Raw genomic sequence first — 21,401 nt, forward strand, 5'->3', positions numbered from 1 at the left:
GCTGACATCCGCCCCGCACTAGGGTTCGCGCATGCCCGAGCAGACCGAAACCGCACCCTCCCCAGACGTCCCCCGAGAGGCGTGGTCGGGTGTCCACCGCGGCCCGCTGCGCGAAGGGGAGTGGGTGCGCCTGACGGACCAGAAGGGCCGTCGCCACAACTTCGAGCTCACGGCCGGCAAGCGGTTCTTCTCCAACCGCGGCCACATCGAGCACGACGAGCTGATCGGTCGCGACGAGGGCTTCACGGTGGTGTCCTCCGCGGGCGGGCAGTACCTCGTCTTCCGGCCGCTGCTCACCGAGTTCGTCGTCTCGATGCCCCGCGGTGCCGCCGTCGTCTACCCCAAGGACGCGGCCCAGATCGTGTCGCTCGCCGACATCTTCCCCGGCGCCCGGGTCGTCGAGGCCGGCGCCGGCTCCGGCGCCCTGACCTGCTCGCTCCTGCGCGCCGTCGGCCCCTGGGGACGCGTCACGTCCTTCGAGCTGCGCGAGGAGTTCGCCGACGTGGCCCGTCGCAACGTCGACCAGTTCTTCTCCGCCCCCGAGGGCCAGACGCACCCGGCCTGGGACCTGCGCCTCGGCGACCTCAAGGAGGGCCTGCCGCAGCTCGAGGGGCAGGTCGACCGCGTCATCCTGGACATGCTCGACCCCTGGAACTGCGTCGACGCCGTCGCCGACAAGCTCGTCCCGGGCGGCATCGTCTGCGCCTACGTCGCGACGACCACCCAGCTGTCGCGCGTCGTCGAGACCCTGCGCGCCCACGGCGGCTTCACCGAGCCGCAGCCGTGGGAGTCCCTCGTGCGCGACTGGCACGTGGAGGGCCTCGCGGTCCGTCCCGGCCACAAGATGATCGGGCACACGGCGTTCCTGGTCACGGCCCGCCGCATGGCGCCCGGGGAGAAGCCGCCGCGCAAGACGCGCCGCCCGGCGCCCGGGGCCTACGGACCGGACTACGCCGGACCGCGTCCCGCCGACATCCCCCCGCTGCCGGAGCCCGAGAGCGCCGACGAGGCGTGAGCATCGAGGTCGTCGACTGGTCCCCGGACTGGGCCGCGCAGTTCGACGAGGTCGCCGCCGTGCTCCGGGAGGCCGTCGCCGGCATCCCCGGCGCCCGCGTCGAGCACGTCGGGTCGACGTCGGTGCCGGGACTCGCCGCCAAGCCGGTGCTGGACATCGACGTGATCGTCGACGAGGCCCACCTGCCGTCCGCCGTCGCGGCACTCGAGCGCGTCGGCTACGTCCACCGCGGCGACCTCGGTGTCGCCGGTCGGGAGGCGTTCCGCGCGCCCGAGGACCGGCCGCGGAGGAACGTCTACGCCTGCGCGGCGGGCACGACCAACGTCCGCAACCACATCGCCGTACGCGACGTGCTGCGACGCCGTGATGACCTGCGGGACGCGTACGCCGCGGTCAAGACCGCGCTCGCCGCCGACCCCGACATGGACATCGACACCTACCTGGCGGGCAAGTCGGCGGTCCTCCAGGAGGCGCTCGCCGCCTCGGGGGAGTTCACCGACGCCGAGCTGCGTGCGATCCACCGCCTCAACGATCCCGCGGCCTGACCAGTCGCGGGCCTCCGATGCCGGCCCGCGACGAAATCGTGACCAACACGGTGGGTTATCCACTTCCGTCCCTCCACGACATGGGTAGTGTCCGAAGGACCAAGGAGGTGACGCACATGTCCGAATCGACATCCACGCCCGCCGGAGCAGGTCGCACGCCCGACGAGCTGGTGCAGCAGGTGCGCTTCCTGGAGGCCGAGGTCGGAGACCTGCGTCGCCGGCTCACCGAGGCGCCCGGGCAGTCGCGCGGCCTCGAGCTCCGGCTCGCCGACACCCAGCGATCCCTCGCCGCCGTCACGAGCCAGAACGAGCGGCTCGCCCAGACCCTGCGCGAGGCCCGCGACCAGATCATGAAGCTCAAGGAGGAGGTCGACCGGCTCGCCCAGCCGCCGGCCGGCTTCGGCACGTTCCTCGCCCGCAACGAGGACGACTCGGTCGACGTCTTCACCGGCGGCCGCAAGCTGCGCGTCAACGTCAGCCCCGCCGTGGACCTCGACGAGCTCGTCAAGGGCCAGGAGGTCATGCTCAACGAGGCCCTCAACGTCGTGGCCGCGCTCGACTTCGAGAAGGTCGGCGAGGTCGTGATGTTCAAGGAGCTGCTCGAGGACGGCGAGCGCGGCCTGGTCATCGCCAACGCCGACGAGGAGCGCGTCGTACGCCTCGCCAAGCCCCTCTTCGACGAGCCGCTGCGCGCCGGTGACTCCCTCCTGCTCGACGCACGAGCGGGCTACGCCTACGAGCGGGTGCCCAAGTCCGAGGTCGAGGAGCTCGTCCTCGAGGAGGTCCCCGACATCGACTACAGCCGGATCGGCGGCCTGATCACCCAGATCGACGCCATCCGCGACGCCGTCGAGCTGCCCTACCTGCACCCCGAGCTCTTCAAGGAGCACCAGCTCAAGCCGCCGAAGGGCGTCCTGCTCTACGGTCCGCCCGGCTGCGGCAAGACGCTGATCGCCAAGGCGGTGGCCAACTCGCTGGCCAAGAAGGTCTCGGAGAAGACCGGCGCCTCGGGGAAGTCCTACTTCCTCAACATCAAGGGTCCTGAGCTGCTCAACAAGTACGTCGGCGAGACCGAGCGCCACATCCGGCTCGTCTTCCAGCGCGCCCGCGAGAAGGCCTCGATGGGCACCCCGGTCATCGTCTTCTTCGACGAGATGGACTCGTTGTTCCGCACCCGCGGCTCGGGGGTGTCCTCCGACGTCGAGAACACGATCGTGCCGCAGCTGCTCAGCGAGATCGACGGCGTCGAGCTGCTCGAGAACGTCCTGGTCATCGGCGCCTCCAACCGCGAGGACATGATCGACCCCGCCATCCTGCGACCGGGCCGTCTCGACGTGAAGATCAAGATCGAGCGCCCCGACGCGGAGTCCGCGCGCGACATCTTCAGCAAGTACCTCACCGCGGACCTGCCGCTGCACGGCGACGACCTCGCCGAGTTCGGCGGCGACCGCGAGGCGTGCGTGGCCGGCATGATCCGCGCGACGGTCGAGCGGATGTACTCCGAGTCGGAGGACAACCGCTTCCTCGAGGTCACCTACGCCAACGGCGACAAGGAGGTCCTGTACTTCAAGGACTTCAATTCCGGCGCGATGATCCAGAACATCGTCGACCGCGCCAAGAAGATGGCGATCAAGGACTTCCTCGACCACGAGCAGCGAGGCCTGCGGGTCCAGCACATGCTCCAGGCGTGCGTCGACGAGTTCAAGGAGAACGAGGACCTGCCCAACACCACCAACCCGGACGACTGGGCGCGCATCTCGGGCAAGAAGGGCGAGCGCATCGTCTTCATCCGCACGCTCATCACGGGCAAGCAGGGCACCGAACCCGGCCGCTCCATCGACACCGTCGCCAACACCGGGCAGTACCTGTGACCCCAGCCGACGACGAGCTGGGGCACGGCGACATCGAGGCGGCACTCGCGACACGTCGCGAGCTCGGGGCCCGCTACGACGCGGAGCTCGTCGACGGCTTCGCCGAGCGCATCGAGCGGGCCGTCGACCGCCGCGCCGCCGAGCAGGTCGCCCTCGCGCACCGGCGTACGGCGGCCGTGGCGGGGGCCGGTGCGCGGCAGCTCGCGCTCGGCATCGTCTCGCTGGTGGCCTTCATCCCGATCAGCATCGTGCTGGGCGTCAACGACCAGTTCCTGGCCCTGCTGGTGACGCTCGCTGGGATCGTCGGCGTCAACGTCGCGCACGCCTGGCAGTCCCGTCAGGCCTGAGCCGAGCGACACCCCCCGACGGGGCTACGCACCGACTCGTCGCGGGGCTAGGTTGGGGCCATGAGAACAATCCTGATCATCGCCGTCATCGTCGTCCTCGTCCTCGTCGTCATGGGGATGCTGCGCCGCCGCCGCTGACCGCGGTCACACGGCGGTGACGACACCCATCGTCAAGTAGGTCCACGGCCTTCCGACCGCCGGTCCGGGCAGGTAGTCCTGCTCCGTCCACACCGTCGCCCAGCCCGTGTCCCGCACCATCGCAGGGACGTCCCGGGTGAGGTGGCACCCTCCGAAGACGCGCCCCTGCGCCGGCTCGAGGCGATGCTGCCACCGCCGGACACGCGCCTCCGGCGCCAGGCCGTGCTCGAGGAGGTGCAGGCGGCCCCCCGGGCGCACCACGCGGCGCACCTCCTGCAGCGCCAGCTCGGGGTCCTCGATGGTGCAGAGGCTGAAGGTCACCAGGCCGCCGTCGTGCGAGGCGTCCGGCACCGCGAGGCGCTGTCCGTCCAGCCCCGCGCGCTCGACGGGAATGCCGCTGACGCGCCGCCGCTGCTCCGAGAGCCGCCAAGCGACGTCGGACGGCTCGACGGCGCTCACCGAGGTCACGGTCGTGGGGTAGACGGGCAGGTTGCGGCCGCTGCCGAAGCCGATCTCCAGGACCCGCCCCTCCAGGCCCCGGCACACCCGCTCCCGCAGCCGCGTCACCTCGGCGCTGCGCAGCCCGGCGTCCGTCAGGTGGGGCACGACGCGGTCGTTCCAGACGCCCATCTCGGCCTCCTCGGGTCCGGCCTCGTACGCTCGTCCCATGAGCGTACGGCGGATCATGGGCACCGAGGTGGAGTACGGCATCTCGGTGCAGGGCCAGCCCGCCGCCAACCCGATGGTGGCCTCGTCCCAAGTGGTCAACGCCTACGCCACCTCCACGATCAAGGCGCGCCGGGCACGGTGGGACTTCGAGGAGGAGTCGCCACTGCGCGACGCCCGCGGCTTCGACATGTCACGGCAGGTCGCCGACCCCAGCCAGCTCACCGACGAGGACCTCGGCCTCGCCAACGTGATCCTGACCAACGGAGCGCGCCTCTACGTCGACCACGCGCACCCGGAGTACTCCACGCCCGAGGTCACCACACCGCTCGACGTCGTGCGGTGGGACAAGGCGGGGGAGCAGGTCATGCTGGACGCCTGCCGCGCCGCCGCCCAGGTGCCGGGGGCGACGCCGATCGTCCTCTACAAGAACAACACCGACAACAAGGGCGCGTCGTACGGCGCCCACGAGAACTACCTGATGCGGCGCTCGACCCCCTTCGCCGACATCGTGCGCCACCTGACGCCGTTCTTCGTGTCCCGACAGGTCGTGTGCGGGGCCGGCCGGGTCGGGATCGGCCAGGACGGGCGCGAGCACGGGTTCCAGATCAGCCAGCGCGCCGACTACTTCGAGGTCGAGGTCGGGCTGGAGACCACCCTCAAGCGGCCGATCATCAACACCCGCGACGAGCCGCACGCCGACCCGGAGAAGTACCGCCGGCTCCACGTCATCCTGGGCGACGCCAACCTCGCCGAGGTGTCGACCTACCTCAAGGTCGGCACCACCGCCCTGGTGCTGGCGATGATCGAGGACGGCTTCCTCACCACCGACCTGACCGTGGACCAGCCCGTTGCGTCCCTGCGCGCGGTGTCCCACGACCCGACGCTGCAGCACCGGCTCACGCTCCGCGACGGACGGACGCTGACCGCCGTGCAGCTCCAGCTGGAGTACCTCGACCTGGCCCGCAAGTTCGTCGAGGACCGCCTGGGCAACGACGTCGACGACCAGACGCGCGACGTGCTGGCGCGCTGGGAGTCGGTGCTGACCCGCCTCGAGCAGGACCCGATGCTCTGCGCCGGCGAGCTCGACTGGGTCGCCAAGCTCAAGCTCCTCGCCCAGTACCGCGACCGCGACGGCCTCGACTGGGACGACGCCAAGCTGCACCTGATCGACCTGCAGTACTCCGACATCCGCCCCGAGAAGGGGCTCTACGCCCGCCTCGTCGCCGCGGGGCGCATCGAGCGGCTCCTCGACGACGCGTCGGTCGAGCGCGCGATGCACGACCCGCCCGAGGACACCCGCGCCTACTTCCGCGGCCGGTGCCTGGAGAAGTACGCCGACAACGTCGCCGCGGCGTCGTGGGACTCGGTCATCTTCGACCTCCCGGGCCGCGAGTCGCTGCAGCGGGTGCCCACCATCGACCCGATGCGGGGCAGCCGCGCGCACGTGGGGGAGCTGCTCGACCGGTGCGACACGGCGCAAGAGCTCTTCGCCGCCCTCACCGCCCGCTGACGCTGCTGCCGACCGGCCCGAGGGTCGGACAACGGCGCCGGGACGGGCCCACTCCTTCGTCGTGCTCGGCTAGGGTCGGGACATGGCACAGGAGCAGAAGCAGCCGCGCAAGTCCTCCCAGGACGAGACGACCACCGAGGAGGTCGTCGAGACCGACGTCGCCGAGCGCAAGGAGGTGCTCGACGACGACGTCGACGCCATCCTCGACGAGATCGACGACGTCCTGGAGACCAACGCCGAGGACTTCGTGAAGTCGTTCATCCAGAAGGGCGGCCAGTGAGGGATCCGCGCCTGCCCGCGTCGTACATGTCGCCGGGGACCTCGAGCTTCGCCGACTTCCTGGGCGACCACCAGCCCGACCTGCTGCCCGGCCGCCGCGCCGTGCCGGCCGGCAACGCCGCCGAGCTCGCGCCGCACGGGACCACGATCGTCGCCGCGACCTTCCCCGGCGGCGTCGTGATGGCGGGCGACCGCCGCGCCACGATGGGCAACATCATCGCCCAGCGCGACATCGAGAAGGTCTTCCCCGCCGACGAGTACTCCGTCGTCGGCATCGCGGGCACCGCGGGCCTGGCGGTGGAGATGGTGCGCCTGTTCCAGACCGAGCTCGAGCACTACGAGAAGATCGAGGGCATCACCCTCTCGATGGACGGCAAGTCCAACCGGCTCGCCACCCTGATCCGCGCCAACCTCGGGCTGGCGATGCAGGGCCTGGCCGTGGTGCCGCTCTTCGCCGGCTACGACCTCGACGCCGACCAGGGCCGGATCTTCAGCTACGACGTCACCGGCGGCCGCTACGAGGAGACCGCTTTCCACGCCGTCGGCTCGGGGTCGCTCTTCGCCCGCGGGGCGCTCAAGAAGCTCTACCGCGAGGACCTCGACGCCGAGGGCTGCGTCACCGCGGCCGTCCAGGCGCTGTACGACGCCGCCGACGACGACTCCGCGACCGGCGGGCCCGACCTGGCGCGCCGCATCTTCCCGGTCGTGCACGTCATCACCGCCGACGGTGGTCGCCGGCTCCCCGACGACGAGGTCGCGGCCATCGCGGACCGGATCATCGCGGCCCGCATGCAGCGGCCCGACGGGCCCGCCGCGGCGCTGACCTGATCCCGACCCCGCTCGACACCCGAAAAGAGCCAGCATGAGCACCCCGTTCTACGTGTCCCCGGAACAGCTGATGAAGGACCGGGCCGACTTCGCACGCAAGGGCATCGCCCGTGGTCGCTCGGTCGTGGTCATCCAGTACGCCGACGGCATCCTCTTCGTCTCCGAGAACCCCTCGCAGGCGTTGCACAAGGTCTCGGAGATCTACGACCGCATCGCGTTCGCGGCGGTGGGGCGCTACAACGAGTTCGAGAACCTGCGGATCGCCGGGGTCCGCCTCGCCGACATGCGCGGCTACGCCTACGACCGCCGCGACGTCACCGGCCGTGGCCTCGCCAACGCCTACGCCCAGACCCTCGGCAGCATCTTCTCCTCGGGCGGCGAGAAGCCCTACGAGGTCGAGATCTTCGTCGCCGAGGTGGGGGAGTCGCCCGCCGACGACCAGGTCTACCGCCTGACGTACGACGGCCAGGTCGCCGACGAGCACGGCTTCGCCGTCATGGGTGGTGCCGCCGACGTGGTGGCGCAGTACCTCCGCGAGCACTACGCCGAGGGTGCCGGCCTCCAGGACGCGGTGCGCCTCGCGGTGTCCGCGCTCGGCCACAGCGAGAGCTCCGACCGGGTGATCCCGACGGGTGACCTCGAGGTCGCCGTGCTGGACCGCACCCGCCAGCAGCCGCGCAAGTTCGCCCGGCTGCGCGAGTCCCGCCTCGTCGACCTCCTCGGCGACCGCGGCCCGGAGCAGGGCGACGTCCCGCAGGCCGAGGACACCGGCGGCGCCACGCCGCCCACCGCGCCGGCGATCGACAACCCCGCCGACCCGACCGACCAGGTCAGCGGCGGCACCCCGCCGCTCGAGCATCCGCTGACCGGCGAGCCGACCCAGCCGCCCGTCGCGCCCCCGGTCGCCCCGCCCGTGGCCCCGCCGACGTCACCGCAGCCCCCGCAGCCGACGCCCACGCCGGAGCCGACCGACCCCGCGGCTCCCGGCGAGCCGCGGCCGCCCGCACCGCAGCCGCCCGTCCCGGACCCCTCGCAGCCGCCGGCTCCGGGGACCCCGGACCCAGAGGACCCGCAGCCCTGAGCGCAGCCTGACGGTCCGCCTCAGGCGCGCGGCGCCAACGGCTCGGTGGTCGGCCCCTCGAGCACGGAGCCGTCGGGGGCGAAGCGCGACCCGTGGAGCGGGCAGTCCCAGGACTTCTCGGCGTCGTTCCACGACACGACGCCGTACAGGTGCGGGCACACGGCCGACACGCGGTGGGTGACGCCGTCGACCGTGCAGGTCGCCACCGGACGCCCGGCGTCGTGGCCCACGACTCCCGAGCCCTCGGCGGGACAGGCGTCGGTGCGCGTGTAGGCGCGCAGCCAGCCCTGCGCCATCCGGAGGCCGACGGAGCCGTTGGCCGCCAGCGCCTTGGGCAGGCCGGTGGCCTCCCACGGCGACCAGCTCTCCAGCGCACCGGCGTCGCGCGCACGTCCCGTGACGCGAGCGGTGAGGAGCCCGGCCGCGGCAGGCGCATTGGTGAAGCCCCACTTGTCGAAGCCGGTGGCCACGAGGAGCTGGTCGTCGCCGGGCAGCAACGGCCCGACGTAGGGCAGCTCGGCCGCCGGGCCGTGGTCCTGCGCCGACCACGTGTGGGTGACCTCGGTGCCGCCCAGCTCGGAGCGGGCCCAGTCGAGGAGGTCGGCGAGGTGCTGCGCCTCGGAGGGCACCCGTCCGGTCACGTGCCCGTGGCCGCCGACCAGGAGGAGCGGGCCGTCGGGCCCCGCGGCGCGCCGGATCGATCGCGAGGGCGAGTCCGCCGACAGGTACATCGCGTCCGGCACCCAGCCCGAGCGCAGCGCGGCGGCGTACGAGCGCTGGGGGACCTGGCGGGCGAAGAACGCGCCACGGTCCAGGACCGGCATGCTGGTCGCCACCACGAGGTGCCGGGCCGTCACCGTGCCGGTGCCGGTCTCCGCCCGCACCCCGGAGGACGTGCGGGACACGTCGTGCACGCGGGAGTGCTCGAAGAGCCGTCCGCCGCCGGTCTCCAGGTCGTCGGCCAGGGCGTCGACCAGCTCGACGGGGTGCAGCTGGAACTGGTCCGCGAGCCGCACCGCGCCGCGGACCGCGAACGGCAGGCCGGGGTCGTCCGTCCACTCGGCGGCCAGCCCGACCTGGCGGGCGACCTCGAGCTCGGCGCGGACGCGCAGCTCGCCCACCCGCGTCGTGGCGTAGGTGACGGCCGGCTGCTCCTCGACGAGCACGCCGTGGGAGCGGCAGAAGTCCACGAGCCACTCCTGGCCCCGGCGGTTGGCCTCGACGTAGGACTCGACGAGGGCGAGGGGGTGGGCGCGACGGATGCGACGCAGCTTGGTCCCCTGGAGCAGGCTCACCTTGGCGGTCGTGTTGCCGGTGGTCGCGGCACCCGCCGTACGCCCCTCCAGGACCACGACGGACAGCCCCGCGCCCGCCATCCGCACGGCGGTGGTGAGACCGGTGATCCCGGCGCCCACGACCACGACGTCGCAGGTGGTCTCGCCGTCGAGGGCGGGTCGGACGGGCCGGGCGCGGTCTAGCCACAACGAGGTCATGCCCCTTGTCTACCCACTCCGACCCGCCACCGTGTGGGATGCCCACCCGAATGTGCGGGTCAGTCGACCGGCATCGGCCTAGTGTGTGGTCATGGACCGGCGGATCTTCGGCATCGAGAACGAGTACGGCGTCACGTGCACGTTCAAGGGCCAACGCCGGCTCAGCCCCGACGAGGTCGCCCGCTACCTCTTCCGCAAGGTCGTCAGCTGGGGACGCTCGTCCAACGTGTTCCTGCGCAACGGGGCCCGGCTCTACCTCGACGTGGGCAGCCACCCGGAGTACGCGACCCCCGAGTGCGACGACATCGTCGACCTGGTGACCCACGACAAGGCGGGGGAGCGGGTGCTCGAGGGGCTCCTCCTCGACGCCGAGCAGCGCCTGCACGACGAGGGCATCGCCGGGGACATCTACCTGTTCAAGAACAACACCGACTCCGCCGGCAACTCCTACGGCTGCCACGAGAACTACCTGGTGGGCCGGGCCGGGGAGTTCAGCCGGCTGGCCGACGTGCTGATCCCGTTCCTCGTGACGCGGCAGATCGTCGTGGGGGCCGGCAAGGTGACCCAGACGCCGCGCGGGGCGTCGTACAGCGTCTCCCAGCGCGCCGAGCACATCTGGGAGGGCGTCTCCAGCGCGACCACGCGCAGCCGCCCGATCATCAACACCCGCGACGAGCCGCACGCCGACGCCGAGAAGTACCGCCGCCTGCACGTCATCGTCGGCGACTCCAACATGAGCGAGACCACCACCATGCTCAAGGTGGCCTCGTGCGACCTGGTGCTGCGGATGATCGAGGAGGGCGTGGTGATGCGCGACCTCACGATGGAGAACCCCATCCGCGCCATCCGGGAGATCTCCCACGACATCACCGGCCGTCGCAAGGTCCGCCTGGCCAACGGCCGCGAGGCCAGCGCGCTGGAGATCCAGTCGGAGTACCTCGGCAAGGCCCGCGACTTCGTCGACCGCCGGCAGATCAGCACCCCGCTCATCGAGCAGGCGCTCGACCTGTGGGAGCGGGGCCTCAAGGCCGTGGAGTCCGACGACCTCGGGCTCGTCGACCGCGAGATCGACTGGGTCATCAAGTGGAAGCTCATCGACCGCTACCGCGCCAAGCACGGCCTGCCGCTGGGCCACGCGCGGGTCGCCCAGCTCGACCTCGCCTACCACGACATCCACCGCGGCCGCGGGCTCTACTACCTGCTGGAGAAGCGCGGGGCGGTCGCGCGGGTCACCACCGACCTCAAGATCTTCGAGGCCAAGAGCGTGCCGCCGCAGAACACCCGCGCCCGGCTGCGCGGGGAGTTCATCCGCAAGGCGCAGGAGCGCCGGCGGGACTTCACCGTCGACTGGGTGCACCTCAAGCTCAACGACCAGGCGCAGCGCACCGTGCTGTGCAAGGACCCGTTCAAGGCGTACGACGAGCGGGTGCAGCGCCTCATCGACGGCATGTGAGAGGGCGCGGGTCACCGCCCGGCCGCCTCTCAGCCCTGCCTCAGCCTCCTCTCGGAGTCGCCGGATAGGGTGACCGCGCCGTCCAGCACGGACTCCCGCACCCGATCGAGAAGGTGACCCCGAACGTGTCTCGCCCCCGCAGCACCCGCACCGGTGCCCGTCGTACCCGTCTCGTCGCCCTCGGCGGCGTCCTGCTCCTCTCCACGGCCGGCCTGGCCGCGTGCGGCGAGGACGACGGCAGCGACGCCTCGGCCGCCGGCCTGGAGGCCGTGTCCGTCGAGGGCGACCCGGGCAAGGAGCCGAAGGTCACCTTCGAGGAGCAGGTCTCGCCCGGCGACGTCGAGGCCGAGGTGATCACCGAGGGCGACGGCGAGGAGCTGGCCGAGGGCGACAACGCCTTCGCCCACATCTGGATGGGCAACGGCTTCACGCAGGAGAAGGCGTTCAGCACCTACGACGCCCAGTCGCCCGAGCTGCTCAGCTGGGCCGACCTCGGCGAGCCGTTCCAGGAGGCCATCGCGGGTCACACCGTGGGCTCGCGCGTCGCGGTCGCGGCCAGCGCCGAGGACACCTACGGCGAGGGCGGCAACCCCCAGCTCGGCATCGGCAACAAGGACGGCATCGTCATCGTGGTCGACCTCCTCGGCAAGGTCGGCACCGAGCCGACCGGCGAGGAGCGCGAGCCCGCCAAGTGGGCGCCGACGCTCGTCGAGGACGGCGGCACCATCACCGGCCTCGACTTCAGCGAGGCCAACAAGCCCAGCAAGAACCTGCTGGACACCACGCTCGTCAAGGGCGAGGGCCCGGTCGTGGAGAAGGGCCAGACCATCGCGGTCGACTACCTCGGCCAGGTCTACGACGCCAAGAAGCCGTTCGACGAGTCCTACTCCAAGCAGCCGACCTCGTTCCCGATCGGCACCGGCTCGGTCGTCAAGGGCTGGGACCAGGCCCTGGTCGGCCAGACCGTCGGCTCGCGGGTCATCCTCTCGATCCCGCCGGAGCTCGGCTACGGCGAGGCCGGCAACGAGCAGGCCGGGATCAAGGGCACCGACACGCTGTACTTCGTCGTCGACATCCTCGGCGCGGCCTGAGCCGAGGGGCAGACTGGCTCGGTCGTCCGCAGGGCGGCGGCCGGACCGGAGAGGGGGAGTGACGATGGCCAGCGACAAGGCGGAGCGGCTGCTCAACCTCTACATCATGCTGCTCGCGCAGACCCGGTTCGTCTCCAAGCAGGACATCCGGCGCGCCCACTACGCGGAGTACGCCGACAACGCCCGCGGCGACGAGGCCTTCGAGAAGGCCTTCGAGCGCGACAAGGAGGACCTGCGCGAGCTGGGCGTGGTCATCGAGGTCGGGTCGCTCGACCCGTTCTTCGACGACGAGCCCGGCTACCGCATCTCCACCGACACCTCGGCGCTCCCCGAGATCCGGTTCGAGGCCGACGAGGCGGCGGTGCTCGGCATCGCGGCCCGGGCATGGGAGCAGGCCACCCTCGCGCGGCGCACGACCGAGGCGATGCGCAAGCTCGCCGCCCAGGGCGTCGAGCTCGACGCGGCCCGGCTCGACCTCGTGCCGCCCAGCCTGCGCGCGGAGGAGCCCGCCTTCGACGCCCTCTGGGAGGCCACCCAGAAGAGGCGCGCCGTCACCTTCGACTACAAGCGCCCGGGGGAGGAGCCGCACCGACGTCGGCTCCAGCCGTGGGGGCTCGTCCGCAGCTCGGGCCGCTGGTACGTCGTGGGGTACGACGTCGACCGCGCCGACGAGCGCGTCTTCCGCCTCTCCCGCGTGCAGGGCAGGGTGAGCGCCGTGGGCAAGGCCGGCGCCTACGACGTCCCGCCCGGCACCGACGTCTCGGCCATCGCTGCCGACCTGGCGCGCCGCACGCCCGACGTGGAGGCCACGGTGCTGGTACGCCAGGGCGCCGGCGTCGGCCTGCGTCGCCGGGCCGACCGGGTGGAGGAGGACGTGACCGGGCCCGACGAGGAGAGCGGCTGGGACCGGGTCGTGGTGACCGGCCCCGGGTCCGACCTCGCCTCCGAGGTGCTGACCTACGGCGAGACGGTCGTCGTGGAGGCGCCCGAGGACCTCCGGTCCGAGGTGCTGGCCCGGCTCCGTGGGATCCTGGAGCAGTCGGAGCAGTCGGAGCAGTCCGAGCGGTCGGGGGCGGCCCGGTGAGCGCGGGGCGCCAGGACGCCGACAAGCCGGTCGTGCACGCCGCCCGCGAGCAGGTGGCGCGGCTCCTCGCCCTCGTCCCGTTCCTGCACTCCCGCGGCGAGGTGCGGCTCACCGACGCCGCAGCGGCGCTCGGCGTCGACCCCGAGCAGCTCGACCGGGACCTGCGCGTGCTCTTCATGTGCGGCCTGCCCGGCGGCTACCCCGACGACCTCATCAACGTCGACCTCGACGCCCTCGAGGGCGAGCGCATCATCCGGGTCGCCAACGCCGACTACCTCGCCCGCCCGGTGAGCTTCGCCCCGTCCGAGGCCGCCGCGCTGGTGGTCGCGCTGAAGGCCCTGGCCGAGACCGCCGCGCCCGAGACCCGCGACGTCGTACGCCGCACCCTCGACAAGCTGGCCGCCGCCGGCCAGACCGTGGCCGCCGAGCGGGTCCACGTCGAGGCGACCCCCGAGCCCGGCAGCGAGCTGGTGCCGCTGCTCCAGGGCGCCATCGACCGCGGTCACCAGCTCGAGCTCGACTACCACGTGGCCAGCCGCGACGAGCACTCCACCCGGGTGGTCGAGCCCCGCGCCGTGACGCGGGTCGGCGACGCCACCTACCTCGACGCCTGGTGCCACACCGCCGGCGGCGACCGCGTCTTCCGGCTCGACCGCATCCTGCGGGCGACCGAGCTCGACACGCCGGTCTCCGACCGGGCCGGGCACGCCCGCGACCTCGGCTCCGGGTGGTTCGAGGGTTCGGCCACGACCGTGACGGTGCGCCTGGCGCCGCCCGCGCACTGGGTGACGGAGTACTACCCGGTGACGGCCACCCGCCCGGGCCCGGGCGGCAGCCTCGACGTCGACATGGAGGTCGCGAGCGAGGCGTGGCTGCGCCAGCTGCTCCTCCGGGTGGCCCCGCACGCGACCGTCGTCGTACCCCGAGAGTTCGCCGACTCGTTCACAGCCAGTGCACGGGCAGCGGTCAGGCTCTACACCGATACCGACGTACGATGACATGACCGGCACGATCCCCGACACACCCTGGAGAGTCCCCATGGTCCACCCCCTGATCGGCATGCCCCAGGGCGCGGAGTGGCTGATCATCCTCGCCATCGTGATCCTCGTCTTCGGCGCGGCCAAGCTGCCCGAGCTCGCGCGGGGCACCGGGCAGGCGCTGCGCATCTTCAAGACCGAGACCAAGGGGCTGCGCGACGAGGACGACAAGCCGGCGTCGCCGACGACCACCAGCGAGCTCCCGCCGGCGGGGGACCGCTCCACGGAGGCCCCTCGCACCGAGGGCACCACCGAGCCGCGCTCCGACAAGCACCCCGGCTGATCGCCGCGCCCGTCGTACGTCAGTGAAGGTCCTCGGACTCACCCGCCTCTTCTCCGCCCGTCCCGCACACCCCGTCGGTCCCGACGGCCGGATGGCCCTGTCGGACCACCTCCGTGAGCTGCGCGCCCGGGTGCTGCGCGTCGCCCTCGTCTTCATCCTGGCGATCGGCCTCGCGCTCTACTTCTTCGACCCGCTCTACGACCTGGTGTACGGCCCCTACGAGGCCGCTGCCGAGAGGCTGGCCGAGGGCAGCACGATCGCCACGACCAGCGGCGCCGGCGGCGGTCTGATGCTCTACCTCAAGCTCAGCGGCTTCACCGCCATCGTGGCCACCGCGCCCTACTGGCTCTACCAGATCTGGGCGTTCATCCTCCCCGGCCTGCACGCCCACGAGCGCAAGTGGACGCGGGTCTTCGTGCTCGTGGCGGGCCCGCTCTTCCTGGTCGGCGTGGTCCTCGGCTACGTCACGCTGCCCAAGGGCCTCGAGGTCCTCATCGGGCTCAACCCCGACGGCGTGACCAACCTCGTGGACTTCAACGAGTACCTCCAGTTCTTCACCCGCACCCTGCTGGTCTTCGGCCTGGCCTTCGAGATCCCCGTCTTCGTGGTGATGCTCAACCTCGCCGGCGTGGTCTCGGGCAAGAGCCTGGGCGCGCACCGCCCGTGGATCATCGTCGGGATCTTCGTCTTCGCGGCCGTCGCGACCCCGTCGGCCGACCCCTTCACGATGACGTTCATGGCGGTGCCGATGGTGCTGCTCTACTTCGTCTCCGAGCTCATCGCCCGGGCCCACGACCGCCGCAAGGCACGCAGCAACCCCAACGCCGGCCTCAGCCCCGACGAGCTGTCGACGATCTGAGGTCTGACAGGCTGGGCGCATGGACGCGCAGCCGGTGGTCGACGTCGACCCCTTCGACCTGCCCGACTGGCTGGGGACCGCCCAGGTGGTCTGGCACGCCGACGGCGGCCTGCGGGGCGGGCCGCTCGTGGCCGGTCGGCTCACCTCGGACGGTGAGCCCGACCTGGTCTGCGACCTGCTCGGCGTCGACGAGGCCTACCCCGCCCCGGTGACCGACGACGCCACCCGCCTGCGCGCCCACCAGGCGTGGCGGCACGAGCAGGTGCTGCTGGGGGAGTACGCCGGACGGCTGACGCTGGCGGTCCCCGGCACCCGCTTCGAGGCGGGCCTGGTGCTCGACGCCCTCGGCCGCCTGGCCAAGGCGGTCGGCGCCTCGCCCGACCGCTACGCCGCCCTCCTGCGCATCGGCCAGGACAAGTCGCGCCGGACCCGGTGACCACGTCCGCGTGACCCCGGGCGCCCGGCGCTAGGGTCGCACCATGGAGCCGGGTTCTGGAGGAGTCGTCGGCGCGGGACCCGGGGAGATCGCCCTCCTCACCAACCCCACGGCCGGCGGCGGCCGCGGGGCCCGCTACCGCGACCTCGCGCTGCGCCGCCTGCGCGACAGCGGCCTGGTCGTCCGCAACATCGCCGGGCGCGACGCCGACGAGGCGGAGGACCTGGCGCGGGCCAGCGTGGCCGACGGCGTCGGGGCGCTGGTCGTGTGCGGCGGTGACGGCCTGGTGCACCTCGCGGTGCAGGCGCTGGCCGGCACCGGCGTACCGCTCGGCATCATCCCGGCCGGCACCGGCAACGACGTCGCCCGCTACCTCGACCTGCCGCGCACGGACCCGGTCGCGGCCGCCGACCGCGTGGTCGCGCGGCGTACCCGCACCCTCGACCTGGCCCGGTGCGGCTCGCGGTGGTTCGTGACGGTCCTGGCCGCCGGGTTCGACGCCGTGGTCAACGAGCGCGCCAACGCCATGCGGTGGCCGCGCGGGCAGATGCGCTACAACCTGGCCACCGTGGCCGAGCTGCGGACCTTCCGCCCGCTGTCCTACACGCTCGACCTCGACGGGGCGACCCGTCGCGTCGACGCCATGCTCGTCGCCGTCGGCAACGGGCCGTCGTTCGGGGGCGGCCTGCGGATCACCGAGGGGGCCCTGCTGGACGACGGCTTGCTCGACGTGGTCATCATCAAGGAGATGTCCCGAGCCAAGCTGGTCCGCACCTATCCCAAGCTCTTCTCCGGCACGGTCGCCACCGTGCCCGAGTACGAGCACCACCGCGTGCGCCGCGTGACCGTCGCCGCGCCCGGCATCGTGGCCTACGCCGACGGCGAGCGCTTCGGCGAGCTGCCGCTGACGGTCGAGTCCGCGCCCGCAGCCCTGGAGGTGCTGGCATGAGCGAGCGCAGCGAGCGAGTCATCCAACACAGCGCGACATGTGCCTCATGCGGGCACGGAGCGAAGCGAGTACCCGCATGAGCGACGCCCAGGGCCCGGCCGAGCGCTACGCGGCGTACGCCCGCGACAAGGCGTACCCCGCCTTCCGCGACTTCGCCGGCCACTACGACTTCCCGCTCGACGACTTCCAGGTGCGCGCCTGCAAGGAGATCGAGGACGGTCGCGGCGTGCTCGTCGCGGCGCCGACGGGCTCGGGCAAGACGATCGTGGGGGAGTTCGCGGTCCACCTCGCGCTCGCCACCGGCCGCAAGTGCTTCTACACGACGCCCATCAAGGCGCTCTCCAACCAGAAGTACAACGACCTCGTCGCCCGGCACGGCGCCGCCAACGTCGGCCTGCTCACCGGCGACAACGTCGTCAACGGCGAGGCACCGATCGTGGTGATGACGACCGAGGTCCTCCGCAACATGCTGTACGCCGGCTCGCGCACGCTGCTGGGACTGGGCTACGTCGTGATGGACGAGGTCCACTACCTCGCCGACCGCATGCGCGGCGCGGTCTGGGAGGAGGTGATCATCCACCTGCCCGAGTCGGTGTCGCTGATCTCCCTCTCGGCGACCGTCTCCAACGCCGAGGAGTTCGGCGAGTGGCTCTCCACCGTCCGCGGCGACACCGCGACCATCCTGGAGGAGCGGCGCCCGGTGCCGCTGTTCCAGCACGTGATGGTCGGACGGCGACTGCTCGACCTCTTCGCCTCCTCCGACGTCGACGCGAGCGCCGGGTTCGTCCGCGAGGGGGCGCCGGTCAACGACGAGCTGGTGCGGATCGCCCGGGACGACTGGGCGAGCTCGCGGCTGATGCGCGACCGGCGCTCGCCGCGCAAGGGCAAGCCCGGGTCGTCGAAGAACCCGCGCCAGGTCGGCAACGGCCGCCGCGTGTGGATCCCCAGCCGGGTCGACGTCATCGAGCGCCTCGACCGCGAGGGGCTGCTGCCGGCGATCGTCTTCGTCTTCAGCCGGGTCGGCTGCGACGCGGCGGTCACCCAGTGCCTCTCGGCCAACGTGCGGCTCACGTCGCCGGAGGAGCGCGACGAGATCCACGCCTTCGTCGAGGAGCGGTGCCGGCACCTGCCGGACGACGACCTGCACGTGCTCGGCTACCACGACTTTCTCGACGGACTCACCCGTGGCGTCGCCGCCCACCACGCGGGGATGCTGCCGACCTTCAAGCAGTGCGTCGAGGAGCTCTTCGTCCGCGGGCTGTGCAAGGTGGTCTTCGCGACCGAGACGCTGGCGCTGGGCATCAACATGCCCGCGCGCACGGTGGTCATCGAGAAGCTGTCCAAGTGGAACGGCGAGACGCACGCCGACATCACGCCCGGGGAGTACACCCAGCTGACCGGCCGCGCGGGCCGGCGCGGCCTCGACGTCGAGGGGCACGGTGTCGTGCTGTGGCAGCCGGGGATGAACCCGCGGGAGGTGGCGGGGCTCGCCTCCACGCGCACCTACCCGCTCCGCTCGTCGTTCCGCCCGTCGTACAACATGGCGGTCAACCTCGTGCACCAGTTCGGCCGGGAGCGCTCGCGCGAGCTGCTCGAGCAGTCCTTCGCTCAGTTCCAGGCCGACAAGGCCGTCGTGGGACTGGCCCGCCAGCTGCACAAGGCCGAGGAGGCCCTCGACGGCTACGCCGAGGCGGCCACCTGCCACCTCGGCGACTTCATGGAGTACGCCGCCCTGCGCCGCCGCATCACCGACGTGGAGAAGGGCGCGGCCCGCGAGCGCCGGCTGGACCGTCGCCACGAGGCGATGGACTCGCTCGGCAAGCTGCGGCCCGGTGACGTGATCATGGTGCCGGCCGGCAAGTTCTCCGGGTTCGCCGTGGTGATCGACCCCGGCCTGTCCGGCCACGAGCCGCGTCCCTACGTGCTGACCGCCGACCGGCAGGCCCGCCGGCTCGCGCCGATGGACTTCCCGACGCCCGTCGAGGCGATCACCCGGATGCGCATCCCCAAGTCGTTCAACGGTCGCAACCCCGCGATGCGTCGCGACCTCGCCTCCGCGCTGCGGTCGAAGACCCACGACTTCACGCCGCCGCCCCGGCGGCGGGACCGGGGTGACGCGTTCGCCGACTCGCCGGTCGACCGCGAGATCGCCGAGCTGCGGGACCGGCTCAAGCAGCACCCCTGCCACCAGTGCCCCGACCGCGAGGACCACGCGCGGTGGGCCGAGCGGTGGTTCAAGCTGTCCCGCGACGCGGAGACCCTCAAGCGGCGCGTGGAGCAGCGGACCAACACCGTGGCGCGGACCTTCGACCGGGTGTGCGAGGTGCTCACCGCGCTGGACTACCTCGAGGGCGACACGGTGACCGAGCGGGGGAGCCACCTGCGGCGGCTCTACTCCGACATGGACCTGGTCGCCGCGGAGTCGCTGCGCGAGGGCCTGTGGGACGACCTCACGCCGTCCGAGCTGGCGGCCGTGCTGTCGGCGCTCGTCTTCGAGGCACGCCGCCCCGACGACGCCTCCGCGCCCCGGGTGCCCGGCGCCCGGATCCGCGACGTGCTGGGCGAGATGGTGCGGCTGTGGGGGCAGCTCGACGCGCTCGAGCGCGACCACAAGCTCGACTTCCTCCGCGAGCCCGACCTCGGCTTCGCCTGGGCGGCCTACCGGTGGGCCGAGGGCGACGACCTCGACGACGTGCTGCGGGAGACCGACCTGGCGGCGGGCGACTTCGTGCGCTGGATGAAGCAGCTGCTCGACCTCGCCGGCCAGGTCGCCGACGCCGCCGGCGACTCCCCGCTGCGTGCGACGGCCCGCCAGACCGTCGGGCTCCTCAAGCGCGGGGTGGTGGCCTACTCGGCGCTCAGCGAGTGACGCGGCCGGCGAGCACGGCGGTGAGCCGCTCGACCGGGCTCGAGAGCCCCCAGCGCTCGGCGAGGGCGGCGAGGGCCTCGGCGTCGGCGGGCTCGGCGGGGAGGGTGTAGTCGCCCTTCCCGAGGTCGATGTCGCGCGCGACGGCCACGACGGTCGGAGCCACCTCGAGGTAGTCCGCCGCTGCGACGATCTTGCCCCGCGGGCCGGGTCCGAGGTCCGAGTCCGGGTCGAGCGCGGCGGCGCGGATGCCGTCGAGGTCGCCGTACGTGAGCAGCAGTGACGCGGCCGTCTTGTCGCCGACGCCGGCCACCCCCGGCAGCCCGTCGGAGGTGTCGCCGCGGAGCGTCGCGAAGTCGGCGTACTGCTGGGGGAGAACGGCGTACTTCTCGACGACCGTGTGCGTGGTGACGCGCTCGTGCTTGCCCACGCCGCGGGCGGTGTAGAGCACCCGCACCTCGGCCTCGTCGTCGACGAGCTGGAACAGGTCGCGATCGCCGGTGACGATGTCGACGGGCATCCCGGCCCCCGTGGCGAGCGTGCCGATGACGTCGTCGGCCTCGTAGTGGTCGGCGCCCACGACCGCGATGCCGAACGCGTCGAGCACCTCCTGGATCACCGGCACCTGCACCTGGAGCGGGTCGGGGACCTCCTCGACGTCCGGGGTGTCGCCCGGGCGCACGGCCACGACGCGGTGGGCCTTGTAGGAGGGGATGAGGTCGACGCGCCACTGCGGCCGCCAGTCGTTGTCCCAGCAGCACACCAGGTGGGTCGGCTCGTACTCGTCCACCAGGCGCGAGATGAAGTCGAGCAGGCCGCGGACGGCGTTGACGGGCGTGCCGTCGGGCGCCTGCACCGAGTCGGGGACGCCGAAGAACGCCCGGAAGTAGAGCGAGGCAGTGTCGAGGAGCATGAGTCGCTGTGCGGTCACTGCGCGATCCTCGCACGGTCTTCTCGCTAGCCTGTCGCCCGTGACGATGTCAGAGGTGGAGTCGACCGACCGCAAGATCCTCGCGCTGCTGGCCGAGGACGGCCGGATGTCCTTCACCGACCTCGGCAAGGCCACCGGCCTGTCGACCTCGGCGGTCCACCAGCGTGTCAAGCGGCTGGAGACCAAGGGCCTCATCACCGGGTACGCCGCGCTCGTCGACCACGAGCAGCTCGGCCGCCCCCTGACGGCGTTCATCTCCATCACGCCCATCGACCCCTCGCAGCCCGACGACTACCCCGAGCGGCTGGTCGACATCCCCGAGATCGAGTCGTGCTGGTCGGTGGCGGGGGAGGAGTCCTACATCCTCAAGATCCGGGTCGCCACCCCGCGCGACCTCGAGGACCTGCTCGCCCGGATCCGCTCGGCCGCCAACGTGTCGACGCGGACGACGATCGTGCTCTCGACGGCGTACGAGAACCGCCCCCTGGGCTGAGGCCCGTCGGAATCACCGCTTCAGCGGGGACTCTGGCGGTTGCTGGCCGGGCAAGGTCGTTCGGTCTAAGCAACGGTTCATGCTGCTGCCGGGTTGGCGAGCAGTCTGGCCAGTCTGTCGGCTGGGGTGTCCATGTCCAAGGT

21 protein-coding genes are annotated in these 21,401 nt (G+C 72.2%); 18 read left to right on the forward strand and 3 right to left on the reverse strand.

The features are described 5' to 3' along the window. The first annotated feature begins 31 nt into the window (after window positions 1-31). The 4 genes from DAI17_RS17090 (at window position 32) to DAI17_RS17105 (ending at window position 3,778) form a co-directional block, all read left to right on the forward strand. The gene (locus DAI17_RS17090; protein ID WP_107774401.1) at window positions 32-1,015 is read left to right on the forward strand and encodes a tRNA (adenine-N1)-methyltransferase; all 984 of its coding nucleotides are present in this window, start codon (window positions 32-34) and stop codon (window positions 1,013-1,015) included. After that, window positions 1,012-1,560, forward strand: coding sequence for a GrpB family protein (locus DAI17_RS17095; RefSeq protein ID WP_107774402.1), 549 nt, complete (start codon window positions 1,012-1,014; stop codon window positions 1,558-1,560). The genes DAI17_RS17090 and DAI17_RS17095 overlap by 4 nt, the downstream gene beginning before the upstream one ends. A 116-nt stretch (window positions 1,561-1,676) precedes the next feature. Further along, window positions 1,677-3,431 carry a proteasome ATPase gene (gene arc, locus DAI17_RS17100; RefSeq protein ID WP_107774453.1) on the forward strand — a complete coding sequence of 585 codons (1,755 nt, stop codon included), beginning with the start codon at window positions 1,677-1,679 and terminating at the stop codon, window positions 3,429-3,431. Then, window positions 3,428-3,778, forward strand: coding sequence for a hypothetical protein (locus tag DAI17_RS17105; RefSeq protein ID WP_107774403.1), 351 nt, complete (start codon window positions 3,428-3,430; stop codon window positions 3,776-3,778). Before arc ends, DAI17_RS17105 begins: the two co-directional genes overlap by 4 nt. Before the next feature lie 144 nt (window positions 3,779-3,922). Here the strand turns inward: DAI17_RS17105 and DAI17_RS17110 are convergent, their stop codons facing one another. Next, window positions 3,923-4,585: a class I SAM-dependent methyltransferase gene (locus DAI17_RS17110; protein ID WP_234412556.1), complete on the reverse strand. Its 663-nt coding sequence runs from the start codon at window positions 4,583-4,585 to the stop codon at window positions 3,923-3,925. Between DAI17_RS17110 and dop the strand changes: the two genes are divergently transcribed. From dop to prcA, 4 genes are all read left to right on the forward strand, one after another. Continuing rightward, complete coding sequence (dop, locus tag DAI17_RS17115; RefSeq protein ID WP_107774404.1) at window positions 4,584-6,095, forward strand: depupylase/deamidase Dop; 1,512 nt, start codon at window positions 4,584-4,586, stop codon at window positions 6,093-6,095. The two genes, DAI17_RS17110 and dop, sit on opposite strands and share 2 nt — an antisense overlap. Before the next feature lie 82 nt (window positions 6,096-6,177). Beyond that, on the forward strand, window positions 6,178-6,375 hold the full coding sequence (locus tag DAI17_RS17120; protein ID WP_107774405.1) for a ubiquitin-like protein Pup: 198 nt from the start codon (window positions 6,178-6,180) through the stop codon (window positions 6,373-6,375). Between the two features lie 26 nt (window positions 6,376-6,401). After that, window positions 6,402-7,202 (forward strand): proteasome subunit beta, encoded by an 801-nt coding sequence (gene prcB / locus DAI17_RS17125; protein WP_107774455.1) that lies wholly within the window; start codon window positions 6,402-6,404, stop codon window positions 7,200-7,202. Window positions 7,203-7,236: 34 nt separating this feature from the next. Further along, a complete protein-coding gene (prcA, locus tag DAI17_RS17130; protein WP_107774406.1) occupies window positions 7,237-8,283 on the forward strand; it encodes a proteasome subunit alpha in 1,047 nt (348 codons plus the stop codon). Window positions 8,284-8,303: 20 nt separating this feature from the next. Here prcA and DAI17_RS17135 read toward each other — a convergent pair whose 3' ends face one another. Beyond that, the gene (locus DAI17_RS17135; protein WP_107774407.1) at window positions 8,304-9,776 is read right to left on the reverse strand and encodes an FAD-dependent oxidoreductase; all 1,473 of its coding nucleotides are present in this window, start codon (window positions 9,774-9,776) and stop codon (window positions 8,304-8,306) included. Window positions 9,777-9,867: 91 nt separating this feature from the next. Here DAI17_RS17135 and pafA point away from each other — a divergent pair, with 91 nt between their 5' ends. The 9 genes from pafA to DAI17_RS17180 all read left to right on the forward strand — a co-directional run bounded on the left by pafA (window position 9,868) and on the right by DAI17_RS17180 (window position 19,837). Then, on the forward strand, window positions 9,868-11,229 hold the full coding sequence (gene pafA / locus DAI17_RS17140) for a Pup--protein ligase (RefSeq protein ID WP_107774408.1): 1,362 nt from the start codon (window positions 9,868-9,870) through the stop codon (window positions 11,227-11,229). A gap of 125 nt (window positions 11,230-11,354) precedes the next feature. After that, window positions 11,355-12,320 (forward strand): FKBP-type peptidyl-prolyl cis-trans isomerase, encoded by a 966-nt coding sequence (locus tag DAI17_RS17145; protein WP_159081610.1) that lies wholly within the window; start codon window positions 11,355-11,357, stop codon window positions 12,318-12,320. A 64-nt stretch (window positions 12,321-12,384) separates the two neighbouring features. After that, the gene (locus DAI17_RS17150; RefSeq protein ID WP_107774456.1) at window positions 12,385-13,404 is read left to right on the forward strand and encodes a helix-turn-helix transcriptional regulator; all 1,020 of its coding nucleotides are present in this window, start codon (window positions 12,385-12,387) and stop codon (window positions 13,402-13,404) included. Next, window positions 13,401-14,402 carry a helix-turn-helix transcriptional regulator gene (locus DAI17_RS17155; RefSeq protein ID WP_234412558.1) on the forward strand — a complete coding sequence of 334 codons (1,002 nt, stop codon included), beginning with the start codon at window positions 13,401-13,403 and terminating at the stop codon, window positions 14,400-14,402. The genes DAI17_RS17150 and DAI17_RS17155 overlap by 4 nt, the downstream gene beginning before the upstream one ends. 40 nt (window positions 14,403-14,442) lie before the next feature. After that, entirely contained in the window at window positions 14,443-14,724 is a 282-nt protein-coding gene (gene tatA, locus DAI17_RS21605; RefSeq protein WP_234412559.1) for a twin-arginine translocase TatA/TatE family subunit, read from the forward strand. A gap of 22 nt (window positions 14,725-14,746) precedes the next feature. Next, window positions 14,747-15,583 (forward strand): twin-arginine translocase subunit TatC, encoded by an 837-nt coding sequence (gene tatC / locus DAI17_RS17165; protein ID WP_234412560.1) that lies wholly within the window; start codon window positions 14,747-14,749, stop codon window positions 15,581-15,583. A 19-nt stretch (window positions 15,584-15,602) separates the two neighbouring features. Further along, a complete protein-coding gene (locus DAI17_RS17170; protein WP_107774410.1) occupies window positions 15,603-16,019 on the forward strand; it encodes a hypothetical protein in 417 nt (138 codons plus the stop codon). 43 nt (window positions 16,020-16,062) lie between these two features. Continuing rightward, window positions 16,063-16,968 carry a diacylglycerol kinase gene (locus tag DAI17_RS17175; protein WP_107774411.1) on the forward strand — a complete coding sequence of 302 codons (906 nt, stop codon included), beginning with the start codon at window positions 16,063-16,065 and terminating at the stop codon, window positions 16,966-16,968. A gap of 76 nt (window positions 16,969-17,044) precedes the next feature. Continuing rightward, entirely contained in the window at window positions 17,045-19,837 is a 2,793-nt protein-coding gene (locus tag DAI17_RS17180) for a DEAD/DEAH box helicase (RefSeq protein WP_107774412.1), read from the forward strand. On the opposite strand, the gene DAI17_RS17185 is transcribed toward DAI17_RS17180, so the two are convergent. Beyond that, a complete protein-coding gene (locus DAI17_RS17185; RefSeq protein ID WP_107774413.1) occupies window positions 19,827-20,747 on the reverse strand; it encodes a 5'-3' exonuclease in 921 nt (306 codons plus the stop codon). The two genes, DAI17_RS17180 and DAI17_RS17185, sit on opposite strands and share 11 nt — an antisense overlap. A gap of 64 nt (window positions 20,748-20,811) precedes the next feature. On the opposite strand from DAI17_RS17185, the gene DAI17_RS17190 reads away from it, so the two are divergent. Next, window positions 20,812-21,258 (forward strand): Lrp/AsnC family transcriptional regulator, encoded by a 447-nt coding sequence (locus DAI17_RS17190; RefSeq protein WP_107774459.1) that lies wholly within the window; start codon window positions 20,812-20,814, stop codon window positions 21,256-21,258. Window positions 21,259-21,401 lie beyond the last annotated feature (143 nt).

This window comes from Nocardioides sediminis (assembly GCF_003047295.1).
Lineage (GTDB): Bacteria > Actinomycetota > Actinomycetes > Propionibacteriales > Nocardioidaceae > Nocardioides > Nocardioides sediminis.